Here is a 12,590-nt window from a genome sequence, read left to right on the forward strand (position 1 = left end):
TAATCGAATCGGGCTGGGGACGCCACTGTCCATCTTGATCAAATTTGCTACAACGGCAAATTGTCGTGCTTCTTCATAGGCATCTCGACATGCTTGTCCCTCAGCATCGCCAGCGCCCGCGCGATGCGGCGCCTGGTTGAGTGCGGCATGATGACGTCGTCGATGTAGCCGCGCTCGGCGGCGATGAAGGGGGACAGGAAGCGGTCCTCGTACTCTTTCGTGCGGGCGGCGATCGCGTCGGTGTCGCCGATATCCGAGCGGAAGATGATCTCGACCGCGCCCTTGGCGCCCATCACGGCGATCTGCGCGGTCGGCCAGGCGTAGTTCATGTCGGCGCCGATTTCCTTTGAGGCCATCACGTCGAACGCGCCGCCATAGGCCTTGCGGGTAATCACCGTGACCAGCGGCACCGTGCATTGCGAATAGGCGAACAGCAGTTTCGCCCCGTGTTTTATCAGGCCGCCATATTCCTGCGCGGTGCCCGGCAGAAAGCCGGGGACGTCGACAAACGTCACGATCGGAATGTTGAAGGCGTCGCAGAAGCGGACGAAGCGCGCGGCCTTGCGCGAGGCATCCGAGTCGAGCACGCCCGCCAGCACCATCGGCTGGTTGGCGACGAAGCCGACGGTGCGCCCGGCGATACGGCCGAAGCCGGTGACGATGTTTTTCGCGAACGCCTCGGAGATCTCGAAGAAGTCGCCCTCGTCCACGACTTTCAGGATCAGTTCCTTCATGTCGTAGGGCTTGTTCGGATTGTCGGGGATCAGCGTGTCCAGCGACATGTCGACCCGCCCGATGTCATCAAAACTCGGCCATTCCGGCACGCCTGACGTGTTGCTGGAGGGCAGGAAATCGATCAGCCGGCGCATCTGCAGCAGCGTCTCGACGTCGTTCTCGAACGCGCCATCGGCGATCGAGGAGCGCGTGGCGTGCACCGAGGCGCCGCCGAGTTCTTCCGCCGTGACGACCTCGTTGGTGACGGTCTTCACCACGTCCGGGCCGGTGACGAACATGTAGCTGGTGTTTTTCACCATGAAGATGAAGTCGGTCATCGCGGGCGAATAGACGTCGCCGCCGGCGCAAGGACCCATTATGACGGAAATCTGCGGGATCACGCCTGAGGCGATGACGTTGCGACGGAACACGTAGGAATAGCCGGCGAGCGCGGCGACGCCTTCCTGGATCCGCGCGCCGCCGGCGTCATAGAGCCCGATGATCGGCGCCCTCGCCTTCATCGCCATGTCCTGGATTTTGACGATTTTTTGCGCGTGGGTTTCCGACAGCGAGCCACCGAACACGGTAAAATCCTTGGCGAACACAAACGTCTTGCGGCCGTTGACGGTGCCCCAGCCGGTGACGACACCGTCGCCGGGCACCTTGGTCTTTTCCATGCCGAATTCGATCGAGCGGTGTTCGACGAACATGTCGAATTCCTCGAAACTGCCCTTGTCGAGCAGAAGCTCGATGCGCTCCCGCGCGGTCAGCTTGCCGCGGGCATGCTGCGCCTCGATGCGTTTCTCGCCGCCGCCGAGTTTGGCCCCCGCGCGTCGTTCCTCGAGGGTGTCCAGGATGTCCTTCATGTGCGTCCGCCGTCTTTGCCGCCAGATTTCAGCCGGTTCTAACACGGCATTTTCTCAACCGGAAACCGGGTTTCGGCCACCGCAAACCGCCCAATCGGCGTTAGAAAGGGGACAATGACCGGGACCAGCCGAGGGAGACGACCGATGAACGGGACGATTGCAAGCGAGGCCACAGGCGCCGTCACGGGCGGATTGCGAACCATGCTCCGGCTGGAGGGGCTGACGCTGTTTGCGGGGATGACGCTGCTTTACGCGGTCTGGGGCGGATCGTGGTGGATCTATGCCTTCCTGTTTCTGGTGCCGGACCTGAGCTTTGCGGCCTATCTCGCCGGCCCCCGGGTGGGCGCCTTCGTCTATAACACCGCGCACAGCTACATGGCGCCGATGTCGCTGATGACCACTGGATTTGCGCTGGACTCGCCGCTGACCCTTTCGATCGCGTTGATCTGGCTGGCGCATATCGGCATCGACCGCGCGCTCGGCTACGGCCTGAAATACCAGGCCGGGTTCACCTTCACCCATCTCGGCCGCATTGGAGGGGCGGCAATGCCGACCTAGACTGGCGGGTTTGACAGGCAGGAAAACGCTTGTTTTATTCGCGTTCAGCGCGTTACGGCGCGCAAACAAGATGCAAATAAAATATTGGAGGGAGCGATGCGGACCGGCATGCGCGCGGCCATAGCGGCCTGGATTATCTGCACCGGCATCCTGCTGGCGGGCATTGAAACCAACGCGCAATCGATGCCGAAGGACGTCGCCGCGCGGATCGAGCTCTATGCGATCCCATCGCTGACCATCTCGGACCGGCAATTCCTGACCGGCGACGCCAACGGCAAGCCGGTCACCGTCGCCGGCGAATTTCGCATCGCGCAAGGCAGCGGACGCCTGCCGGTGGTGGTGCTGATGCACGGCTCGAGCGGCGTCGGCGCCAGTATCGAACCGTGGGTGCATCAGTTCAACGCGATGGGGATTTCGACTTTCGTGATCGACGGTTTCAGCGGCCGGGGATTGACGGCGGTCGGTCCGAACCAGGCGCTGCTCGGCCGCCTCAACTTCATTCTCGATATCTACCGCTCGCTCGACATTCTCGCGCACCATCCGCGCGTCGACCCCGAACGCATCGTGCTGATGGGATTTTCGCGCGGCGGACAGGCCGCGCTGTACGCCAGCCTCGACCGCTTCAACAAGCTCTGGAATAAGTCAGGCGTGCAGTTCGCCGGCTACATTCCGTTCTATCCGGACTGCTCCACGCGCTATTTGACCGATACCGAGGTCGCGGCGCGTCCGATCCGGATCTTTCACGGCACGCCCGACGATTACAACCCGGTGGCCAGTTGCAAGGCCTATGTCGCGCGGTTGCAGCAAGCCAAACGCGACGTGGTGCTGACGGAGTATCCTGACTCGGCGCACGGTTTCGACGCGGGCCTGCTCGGCGTCTCGACCGTGGCGGTTTCCACCAACGCCCAGACCGCGCGCCATTGCCATATCCGCGAAGGCGAAGGCGGCGTCCTCATGAATGCCGATACCGAAGCGCCGTTCGGGTACAAGGACACCTGCATCGAGTTCAACCCGCATGTCGGCGGCAATCCGGCCACAGCCGAGGAAGCGCGCAAGGCCGTGGACGAATTTTTGCGAGCGCTGTTCAAGCTGGGGTAGAGACCGATTCACTTGGATCGACGTATTGATTCAATATATCGGCAACGGCAGTGAGCCCCCTCTCCCCTTGCGGGATCGAGACGAGCGAAGCTCGCTCTCTAGGGTTGGGGTGAGGGGTTACGGTCTATCGATAGACCTTAACCCCTCACCCGGTTCGCATCTAACGATGCGATCCGACCTCTCCCGCAAGGGGCTAAGGCGTGCACACAATTTCAATAACATTTTTCTTGCCATGAGTGAATCGAGTCTGATTCCTTGCATTGCGGTCCACAAGAAGGATGATCGCATTGATGGAAGGGATGGATTGGTCAGTCGGTCGCTTTGGCGATGTGCGACTGGCCAAAAGGGGGCGCTGTTGTTGCAGCGCGCCGTTGAACGCGTCACGATGAACCTGCGTGCGGCGTCCGACGGCCGAGCTGAGTGGGTGGGGTTCAGCCGCTGGCTGAATAATCCGAATGTGACAGCGAACGAAATTGCTGTGCATAATGCAGAAGTTCTGTCGGACCGTGTCGCGGGCCTGCATGTGCTTGCAATCCAGGACACGACGGAACTGAACTATGCCAGGCACGCCGGACGGGTCCGGGGTCTTGGGCCATCCGGCAACGGACGCGATCCGGGCTTGTTTGTGCACCCCGTGCTGGCGATTGATGCGGGCAGCGGAGCCTTGCTCGGGTTGGCTGGAATGCAGATCTGGACGCGTCAGGGGCCAGCGTCCCCTGATTACCGGCGTCAACCGATCGAAGAGAAAGAATCCTATCGTTGGATTAAGGGGGCGGCGAGCGCCAAGAGCGCGCTTGCTGCGGCAGCGATGGTCACCGTGATCGGCGACCGCGAGAGCGATATTTACGAAGAGTTTGACCGGATACCTGACGCGCGCACCCATCTGCTCACGCGTGCCTGTCGTGATCGCGCCTTGGTGGGTGGCGGTCGGCTGTTTGGCATTACCGAAAGCTGGCCGGTCCGGCATCGCTTCAAGCTGGAGGTCCGAGCCCAGCCCGGTCGCCCGGCTCGCACGGCCAAGGTGGCGCTGCGCTTTGGCGAAGTGACGATCAAGCGCCCGGGCAACTGCAGCGATCCCGCAGCCGCGCATCAATTGACCTTGCGTCTGGTCGAGGTCAGGGAGCTTGATACCGCCGTCGAGGGGCCGATCCACTGGCGTCTGCTTACCACTCATGAGGTTACGACGGTTGCGCAGGCCTTGGAGATCGTTGGTTGGTATCGCGAGCGCTGGCACGTCGAACAGCTGTTCCGCACCAGCAAGAGCCAGGGTCTCGACCTTGAGAGCAGCCAGGTCGAAGCGGCCGATGCCTTGTTCAAGCTTGCCGCCATCGCAATGATTGCCGCCACCAAGATCATGCAGCTCGTCCTCGCCCGCGACGGCACGGTCGATCGCCCGGCCACCGACGTGGTAGCGGTGGAACAATTGCCAATGCTCGAGGCCTTGCAGATCCGTCTCGAAGGCAAAACAGCCAAGCAGAAAAATCCTCATCCCAGGCGATCGATCGGCTGGCTCGCCTGGATTGTTGCGCGCCTCGGTGGCTGGACCGGTTACACCTCCGAACGCCCACCGGGCCCAATCACCATGCGCCGTGGCTGGCATCGCTTCGAACAAATGGCTCAGGGTTGGAGACTCAGAGATGTGTGCACGCCTTAGCCCGCAAGGGGAGAGGTGACGTCGAGCATGCGGAAGCAGCCAAACGATCACGCCCGCCCTACTTCTCGCCGACCTTGAACGGCGGCTCCTTGCCGGGAGGCGTGGTTTCCTCGGCCATTGCCAGCATCATTGCCACCATGACGTAGTTGCCCGCCACCGCCGTCAAATCCACGACCTGCTGATCGTTGAAAATCTTCTTGGCCCGCGCATAGGTCTCGTCGGAAACCTTCTGCGTGGTGGTGAGTTCGGTGACGAAGTCGTACACCAGCGCCTCGTCCTCGGCCATGTTCGAGGGTCGCTTGTTGGCTTTCAACTCGGCGATGATCTCAGCCGACAATCCAGCCTTCGCCGCCAGCGGCGCATGGGCGTACCATTCGACCTGCGAGCGCCATTGCCGCCCGATGATCAGGATCGCAAATTCATTGAGTTTTGTGGGCACCGAGGTCTGCCAGCGCAGATAATAAAACAGGTCGTACAGCCGCTGGCCCAGCACCGGGCTGCGGATCATCGGATTGTACGGTCCGCCGAGGCCGACACTGGAAACCTTCATGATCTGCTCGCCGAGCGGCTTTTGCGCGTCGCTGAGCTGGTCCATGGTCAATTGCGGAAAGCGCGGTTCCTTGCCGGTCGCGGGCGGCGCGAACATCGTCGCCGCGAACCAACCGCCGGCCGCGGCAACCGCCAGTGACGACATCCAGACTGAAGCCGAGTTCATGATTTCCTGCCTGCTCTTACGATTGTGAAAAATTGTGAAGTTACGAAGCCTATTCCAGCCACATCTCCCAGACCAGAGCCTCGGGCGCCGATGAACCGGTTCGGTGTTGCCGCGTTGCACGAGGCATCTGGCGGGGCGACACCCAAGACGGAGACCGCAAAATGTCTGGATCCAGTATCGCGCGGGCCGGCTTACTGCTGGCAGTACTTTGGCTGCCCGGCAGCGCCGCACAGGCCGCGACTTCTCCCTTTACCGCCATGGCGGGTTCATGGTCGGGCGGCGGCGTCATCGACACGTCGGATGGCGGGCGGGAACGGCTGCGCTGCCGGGCGGCCTATGACGTCGGCGCCGCCGGCACCCAGCTTCGCCTCAACCTGCGATGCGCCAGCGACAGCTATACTTTCGACCTGGCGAGCGACGTGCAATACCGCGGCGGGGCGATCTCCGGCTCATGGAGCGAGGCCAGCCGCAACGCCTCGGGCAGCATTTCCGGACGCGCCGCCGGTGACCGCATCGAAGCTTCGGCGACAGGTCCGACCTTCTCGGCCGCGTTGTCGCTGACGACCCGCGGAAGGCGACAGACGGTGTCGATCCGCCCGGAGGGAACCAACATCAGGGCGGTCTCGCTGGCGCTGGACCGGCGCTAAATCGCGCCGATATCGGTCAGGCACAACTGGACGAGCTTCATGCGATCCGCAATGTGGCGCGGCTCGTGACAATCGAGATTGAGCGCAAACACGGTTTGGGCACTGCCCTTCTCGGCCCACCCCACCATCCAGCCGAGCGATGGCTTGCCCACTTCGGCGCCCAACAGGCCGCTCTTGGCGCGAATGACGGCATCGCCTGATTGGGTGACCGGCAGGATGTCGCGCACCAGTTCCTGGCTGCGCTTGGAGACCGGCAGCACGCCGCGCCGCAGCCGATCGACGAAATCGATCTGCTGGACCGGATCGATGCGCAGATTGCCGGTCAGCCAGAACTGGTCGATGCCGCCGCCGATATCGCGGTTGCCATAGTCGAACAGGTCGACATATTTCTGCATCCGCTCCGCGCCGATGCGGCGGGCGATCTCCTGATAGACCGGCACCGCGGACGCGGCGATCGCCGTCCGCATGGTGTGGTCGCGATTCCAGGCCTCGATGCTTCTGACAACGCCGTCCCACTTGAAGATGTCCTTGTCGGGATCGCCGACCACGCCGGTCTCCAGCGCAATCACCGAATTCGGAATCTTGAAGGTCGAGGCCGGCAGCTTCGCCTCGCCGGAGCGATTTTTGTCGCTGGCGATCACGAGGTAATCATCGACCTTGTAGCCGACGAAAGTGCCGACGGTGCCCTCGTCGATAAAATGCTTCGCCAGATCCTCGCGGATCTCGCTGCGCTGGGGCGCGACATCGGCAAAGCTCCGCGACGGCAAGACGCTTGCAGCAGCGAGGAGACCGAGCGCATGGCGGCGATTGATCATGGCGGGGATCCGATTAAGAGCGAAGACGGCGGTGACGATGCGGATGGCATCGTGGTAAAACCATGGCAGTCGGGCAAGATGCTAAACCAGAATTGCGCGCGGCATTCTCGGTGCCACCTCTCCCCTTGCGGGAGAGGTCGGATTGCATCGAAGATGCGATCCGGGTGAGGGGTTACGCCCTCACGATGGACCTGAACCCCTCACCCCAACCCTCTCCCGATGGGAGAGGGAGCGCACCGCCGATGACGCGGCGTCGAAGTATCTCGTCGTCGTGAATAACGATCCTAGCGAATGCGTCCCGACAGCCGCAGCACGAAGATCAGCACTTCCGCCACCGCCTTGTACAGTTCCGCCGGAATTTCATCGCCGAGCTCGACATTCGAGAGGGCGCCGGCCAGCACTTCGTTCTCTTCGATCGGGATGTCATGGGCCCTGGCGACCTCGATGATCTTCGCCCCGATGCTTCCCCTGCCCTTGGCGACGACCCGCGGCGCACCGGTCTTGTCGTAGTGCAGCGCGACCGCGAGCTGGTTCCTTGTTTCCACGCTCATAGCGCGCGATCCAGAAAATGGCCGGCGGCCGCGGGCGCGGTTTGCACCGGCGCGCCGTCGCGGATCACGATATCGCCCGGCCGACGCTCGGCCTTGCTGAGCGCCTGGCTTAGTTGCGCGGCACCGGCGCGCAATTGAGCCGCGGTCGCCGGCCGTTCCGCCCACATCCGCACCGAGGTGCGGTCGCCGCTGAGGGATATCAGCGCATGCACGGGGCCAGTCGGCTCGACGTCGAGCGAGAACCGCGCCCGCCAGATCCGCTTGGCCGGCGTAACCTCGCTGCCGCCGCCATCGCGGGAAATTTCGAACTGCGCCATCGCCGTTCCCTGCGGCGTTGAAAACGGAATTTCGAAATTCCATCGTGGCGCGGCCGGATCGAGCCGTGCGGCGGTGGTATCGGGCTGGCCCGGCAGCGAGGCCACCTGCAGCAACGTCTGCCGCGCGATCGCACCATCGGTATCCGCGAGCAATTGGTGCATGGCCGTCTCGGACGGCGAATTAGATACCAGCGTCGCCGCCATCACCGGCTGCGCCGCCGGCAAGGCACCGCCGATCGGAGGCGGCGGCACGTTGGTGCGGGCCAATTCGGCGTCATCGACCGTCGATAGATGAATCCCGGCGACCGCGGGCACCAGCGAGAGCAACTGGCTATTCGCAAACAGCAGCGCGGACGGAATGCCCGCGGTCAGCGGACCGGGCGGCGGCACTTCCTGCAGCAGGTTGAGCGCGGCGCCGGACGCGACGGCACGCGCAGCAGCATCGGCCGGCGTCGATGCCGATAAAATAACCGGGCTCGCGGCGCCGAGGTTGAGAACATCCTGCACGGTTGCCGGCGCGGCGCCTTGAAGCAAAGCCCCGGGCGCGCTGATCCCAGACGCCAGCAGCGGCGCCAGCGCGGCTGACGCCGTTGTCGGTGTCTCGGGCGCGATCGTAATCGTGACGGGCTGCGGCGAGATCAGAGCCGACGACTGTGTGCCCTGCGCCAGCACAACAGCCGCCGGCGTCGTTCCCTGCGGCTGCACCGCCGCTGCCGGCGTCGCGCCCTGCTGTGCCGGCGCCGCCGTCGATGTCGCAGTTTGCTGCACCACCGTTGCCGCTGGCGTCGCGCCTTGCTGAACCGGCCCCGCCGGCGCCCCCGAACTCTGTGTCACACCGTCAAGCGATGTCGTCAGCACCTGACGCAGCACGATCAGCGCCGCCTTCAGATCCGGCATGGCGGCCGATGGCGTCAGCGATCCCGACGCCAGTGACGCCTCCAGGAACAGGCCGGAACTCTGGAACGCCTGCCGGATGTCCTCGCCGGTGAGGTTTTGGTCGAGGCTGGTCCGCTGCGCCAGCACTTGCGCCACCGCCTGCTGGACCTGCGGCGGCAGGCCGCCCAGCCCGGCGGCGACGCCCAGATTGGCAAACAGCGGCGCCAGGCTGGTCTGCAGGGTCGCCGCAGTCTGCGACGCCAGCGTTACCGCCAGCGATTCCAGCGGCGTCAGCTGATTGTTCGGAACGACGACCGCGGACATCGTTTGCGGGGCAATGCTCTCGGTCGCCGCGGACGCCAGGGTCACGATGTCAGGCGCCGCCGTCGCGCCAGCGGGGCCGGCCGGAACTTGACCTGACGGGGCGCCGCCCTGCTGATTGACGAGCGCGAGCCGGATGCCGTCGGCGGTCTGCGAAACCGCAAGCTGCAGCGTCTGTCCGGCCTGCAGCGGGAGCTGCGACTGCACGTCGATCGACTGGCCGCCGATCGCGATCCGCACGGTGTCGTTGCCGAGCACTTGCAGAACCTTGGCGCTGATCACGGTGCCCGGCTGCAGCACCACAGCCGCCGTCACGCCTTGGGCGGCGACCAGCGGAACGTTTGGTTGGATGACGATCGGCATTGGGATTCACTTCACCGGGCCATGGCCGGCCGAAGCTATCGACGTGTCGTAAACCTGTCGTTAACCGACCGCCGGATTCAACGCCTTCAGAACGCTTGCCGCCGCCTGAAAGTCGACCAGCCGCGCCGCGCGGCGCGCGGCGACCTCTTCATCGACGCCCCATTGTTCGATGTTCCAGTCCTCGTCGACATGGGCGGCAGCCCAGGCCTGATCTTGATCGATGACACCCCGCATCAGCGCGAGCGCAAGCAGCGCCGAACCGGTCAGGCTCGTGACCACGTGCAGGGCCGCGATCGACCAGGGATCCCCGGGCAGCACGGCGCGAGCGGCAGCTATCGCGGAATCGGGCTGGCGGACGTGCACGATCCCCTCGGCGAGAATGAAATGCGCGCCCAGCGCATCGGCGGCCCAAAACAGCAGGGGATCCCAAAGTGCCGCCTCGCGCGCCACCAGCGCCTCCGGATGACCGGCGCGGTAGAACAACAGATCGGACCCGAGATATTTGACGACATCGTCGGCGACATCATCGACCCGTCCGACCACGCCTTCGACCACGCTGTTTGCCAGCCGGGTCAGCGGCATCGTCAGGGGATCGATGAATTCCTGCTGCGCATTCCATTCCGCCGCGATCGCCTCGGCGATGTCCGGGATCGGCGCAACGACCTGATGGCCGGAGGGCGTGCGGATCGGCTTGCCGTCGAGCGTGATAGTAAATCCGCCGGGCGCCTCGGCCACATCCGCCTGAACATAGAAGCGCTTCCGGCGCGGGCCGCGCGTCGTGCGCCGCACCGCCTCCTCCGGATCGAGCGGGGATTTTCCGGACACTTCATCGAATAGTTCACGCATTCGGCATCAGGCTTCTGTTGTCAGCGGTCATTGCCGCACGACAGTATGATAAGGACGGCTGCGAATAAAGCGAGCCCGCACGATTCACAGCGGATGTTTCTCGCCCCGTACACGCGCCCTGCTGATTTACGAGCGCCCTGAGCCCATAACGGACATTTGCGTCAGCGGTTTCAGACCTTAAAGCTGCTCCGCGAGATATCGCTCGATCACTGCCTCGTCTCCGCCCTTGGCCGCGCAAGCAACGTAACCGTCGGGCCGCGCCAGCCATAATCCATCCGGTCGGAACGGCGCACGGAGGCCCGGATCGAGCAAGGAGAAAAACGTTCGATTAATCCGGCCGCCGCGGGCGACGATGTTGCGAACAGCGCGAAACGGGGCGACGTACCGGATCCGACGGGCGTTTGTCCGGCGATGGGAGCGATCCGGGCACCAGGTTTTGGGCCGCCGCTCAGTGCTTGGCCATTCAGCGGACTCTTTGGATAACCGACCGACATCTCGCTCATCTTGTCAGCCATGGCGTGCTGCACCGGCGCGAGCCCCAGCATCAGATGGCCGACGGTATTTCGGATGGCCTGGGCCACTGGATTCTTTACAGTGCCTGCGACCGTCAGATTCTGTGCATCCTTGAGCACATGCTCGCCTACTTCGCTGCGCTCGGCGCTGTAGCTGTCGAGCAGCCTTTCGTGGCAAAAGCCCTTCGCCGCTGCGGCCAGCTTCCAAGCCAGGTTGAAGGCGTCCTGCATGCCGGTGTTCATGCCCTGACCTCCGGCCGGACTGTGGACGTGAGCGGCGTCGCCGCAAAGGAAGGCTCGGCCGTAACGATAGCTCGCAACTTTGCGTCCATTAATGCGGAAGCCGGCGAGCCAGATCGGATCGTAGGCCGTCATTCCGGGCGGCCCACGGCGCTCAATCATCGCCTGCACCTGCTCAAGCGAGGGGGCCGGCGGGTGTGCCGCACCGGACGGCGGCAGGTCGGCAAGCAGCCGATAGCGTCCCGGCGAAATCGGGAATATGACGAAGGCGCCATCCGTATGCCAGTAAACGGTGGCCTCGGTGTCGGGCACCGGATAGCCGCGCATGTGCACGTCGGCCAGCATCCAGTCGCTGTCCATCGTCTCGCCCGCGAAGGCCGCGCCGACCGTGTGCCGAACCAGGCTGTGCGCGCCGTCGCATCCCGCGAGCCAGTCCGCGACGGCCTTTTCTTCGCGACCATCGGCATGGCGCAGGATGGCTTCGGCGCCGTCGGCGCGCAAACTGATTGCCGTGACTTCGACGTCGCGCTCGACCCGGATGCCAAGTGCATTGAGACGTTCCTCCAGCAGCCGCTCGGTCTCCGACTGAGGGAGCATCAAGGCGTAGGGATAGGGACTATCAACCGCCTCCATGCTGACGCGCCCGATCTGCTTTTTGCCGGCAAGGATGCTAACCGCGTCCACCTTGAACCCGGCTTCGACGAACGGCGCCGACCCGCCCGGCTGCCGGTCCAGTAGTTCGAGGGTCCGGCTCCAGAGCACCAAGGCCTTGGATTTGTCGGTACGTTGCGTTGCCTTTTCGACGATACGCGCCGCCACGCCGTAGCGCACAAGCTCGATCGCCAATGTCAATCCGACGGGACCAGCACCAACAATAAGAACGTTCTGGTTCATGGCATCACTCGATGAATTTAAGTTCAGGCGCTCGGCGATTGTAACAGCAAGAAGAAAGGTCTGATACTGGCACGTTTGAGATCTGCCGACGGCTTCCAAGATGTCTGTTTATCGAGAGCCCGCGCAAAAAAGCCCCGGATGACACCGAGGCTTTTGGATTGTGAACGTTGGGGAGTCTCAGTGCTTCGTGACCGCCGTACCTTCGAATTTGCAGGTCACGCCGGGTCGCACGCTCTGTATTTGCGTGTCGTTCCAAGAGCGGTTGTACAAGCTCGATTGATGAGTACGCGTGCTAATTGGCGCAGGAACGCGAGAACGCCGCGCGTGCGTTCGGGCCAAGCCCGGCCGCGGCGCCTTCTTCGAGGCAGCTAGTGATGCGATCGCTAAACGACGGGCCCGGTGTCGACGTGTAGTTTTGCGTCAGCGGCGCATCCAGCTGCGGCACCACGGGCGCCTCGATTTTAGGCGATGGCGGCGGTGGTGGCGGAAGCGGATTGAACTGGGAATAACCCGGCGGAAGCATTTGCGCCGAAGCGGCACCGCCAAACGCCAGTGCAGCGGCGACGGTGATGATGATCGAGGGATGTTTCATGAGGGGATATG

12 protein-coding genes are annotated in these 12,590 nt (G+C 63.7%); 4 read left to right on the plus strand and 8 right to left on the minus strand.

All coding sequences use genetic code 11. The features are described 5' to 3' along the window. Nucleotides 1-47 precede the first annotated feature (47 nt). Nucleotides 48-1,580, minus strand: a complete 1,533-nt coding sequence (locus B5527_RS24420; RefSeq protein ID WP_079603826.1) for an acyl-CoA carboxylase subunit beta — start codon at nucleotides 1,578-1,580, stop codon at nucleotides 48-50. A gap of 144 nt (nucleotides 1,581-1,724) precedes the next feature. Between B5527_RS24420 and B5527_RS24425 the strand changes: the two genes are divergently transcribed. The 3 genes from B5527_RS24425 to B5527_RS24435 all read left to right on the plus strand — a co-directional run bounded on the left by B5527_RS24425 (nucleotide 1,725) and on the right by B5527_RS24435 (nucleotide 4,890). Continuing rightward, on the plus strand, nucleotides 1,725-2,138 hold the full coding sequence (locus tag B5527_RS24425) for a DUF4260 domain-containing protein (RefSeq protein WP_079603827.1): 414 nt from the start codon (nucleotides 1,725-1,727) through the stop codon (nucleotides 2,136-2,138). Between the two features lie 96 nt (nucleotides 2,139-2,234). Next, nucleotides 2,235-3,236, plus strand: coding sequence for a dienelactone hydrolase family protein (locus B5527_RS24430; protein ID WP_079603828.1), 1,002 nt, complete (start codon nucleotides 2,235-2,237; stop codon nucleotides 3,234-3,236). Between the two features lie 166 nt (nucleotides 3,237-3,402). Continuing rightward, complete coding sequence (locus B5527_RS24435) at nucleotides 3,403-4,890, plus strand: IS4 family transposase (protein ID WP_172842646.1); 1,488 nt, start codon at nucleotides 3,403-3,405, stop codon at nucleotides 4,888-4,890. Between the two features lie 58 nt (nucleotides 4,891-4,948). Here B5527_RS24435 and B5527_RS24440 read toward each other — a convergent pair whose 3' ends face one another. Continuing rightward, complete coding sequence (locus B5527_RS24440) at nucleotides 4,949-5,605, minus strand: carboxymuconolactone decarboxylase family protein (protein ID WP_079603829.1); 657 nt, start codon at nucleotides 5,603-5,605, stop codon at nucleotides 4,949-4,951. A gap of 161 nt (nucleotides 5,606-5,766) precedes the next feature. Between B5527_RS24440 and B5527_RS24445 the strand changes: the two genes are divergently transcribed. After that, nucleotides 5,767-6,252 carry a hypothetical protein gene (locus B5527_RS24445; protein WP_079603830.1) on the plus strand — a complete coding sequence of 162 codons (486 nt, stop codon included), beginning with the start codon at nucleotides 5,767-5,769 and terminating at the stop codon, nucleotides 6,250-6,252. Here B5527_RS24445 and B5527_RS24450 read toward each other — a convergent pair. The 6 genes from B5527_RS24450 to B5527_RS24475 form a co-directional block, all read right to left on the minus strand. Continuing rightward, nucleotides 6,249-7,067 carry a penicillin-binding transpeptidase domain-containing protein gene (locus B5527_RS24450; protein WP_079603831.1) on the minus strand — a complete coding sequence of 273 codons (819 nt, stop codon included), beginning with the start codon at nucleotides 7,065-7,067 and terminating at the stop codon, nucleotides 6,249-6,251. The two genes, B5527_RS24445 and B5527_RS24450, sit on opposite strands and share 4 nt — an antisense overlap. A 284-nt stretch (nucleotides 7,068-7,351) precedes the next feature. Beyond that, nucleotides 7,352-7,618 (minus strand): EscU/YscU/HrcU family type III secretion system export apparatus switch protein, encoded by a 267-nt coding sequence (locus tag B5527_RS24455; RefSeq protein ID WP_079603832.1) that lies wholly within the window; start codon nucleotides 7,616-7,618, stop codon nucleotides 7,352-7,354. Continuing rightward, nucleotides 7,615-9,495, minus strand: a complete 1,881-nt coding sequence (locus B5527_RS24460; RefSeq protein WP_079603833.1) for a flagellar hook-length control protein FliK — start codon at nucleotides 9,493-9,495, stop codon at nucleotides 7,615-7,617. The genes B5527_RS24455 and B5527_RS24460 overlap by 4 nt, the downstream gene beginning before the upstream one ends. Before the next feature lie 60 nt (nucleotides 9,496-9,555). Further along, nucleotides 9,556-10,341: an ATP12 family chaperone protein gene (locus tag B5527_RS24465; protein ID WP_079603834.1), complete on the minus strand. Its 786-nt coding sequence runs from the start codon at nucleotides 10,339-10,341 to the stop codon at nucleotides 9,556-9,558. A 206-nt stretch (nucleotides 10,342-10,547) separates the two neighbouring features. Then, on the minus strand, nucleotides 10,548-12,086 hold the full coding sequence (locus B5527_RS24470) for an FAD-dependent monooxygenase (protein ID WP_245332241.1): 1,539 nt from the start codon (nucleotides 12,084-12,086) through the stop codon (nucleotides 10,548-10,550). A 193-nt stretch (nucleotides 12,087-12,279) separates the two neighbouring features. Next, nucleotides 12,280-12,579, minus strand: a complete 300-nt coding sequence (locus B5527_RS24475; protein ID WP_079603835.1) for a hypothetical protein — start codon at nucleotides 12,577-12,579, stop codon at nucleotides 12,280-12,282. Between the last annotated feature and the right edge of the window lie 11 nt (nucleotides 12,580-12,590).

The organism is Bradyrhizobium erythrophlei, from assembly GCF_900129425.1.
Taxonomy (GTDB): domain Bacteria; phylum Pseudomonadota; class Alphaproteobacteria; order Rhizobiales; family Xanthobacteraceae; genus Bradyrhizobium; species Bradyrhizobium erythrophlei_C.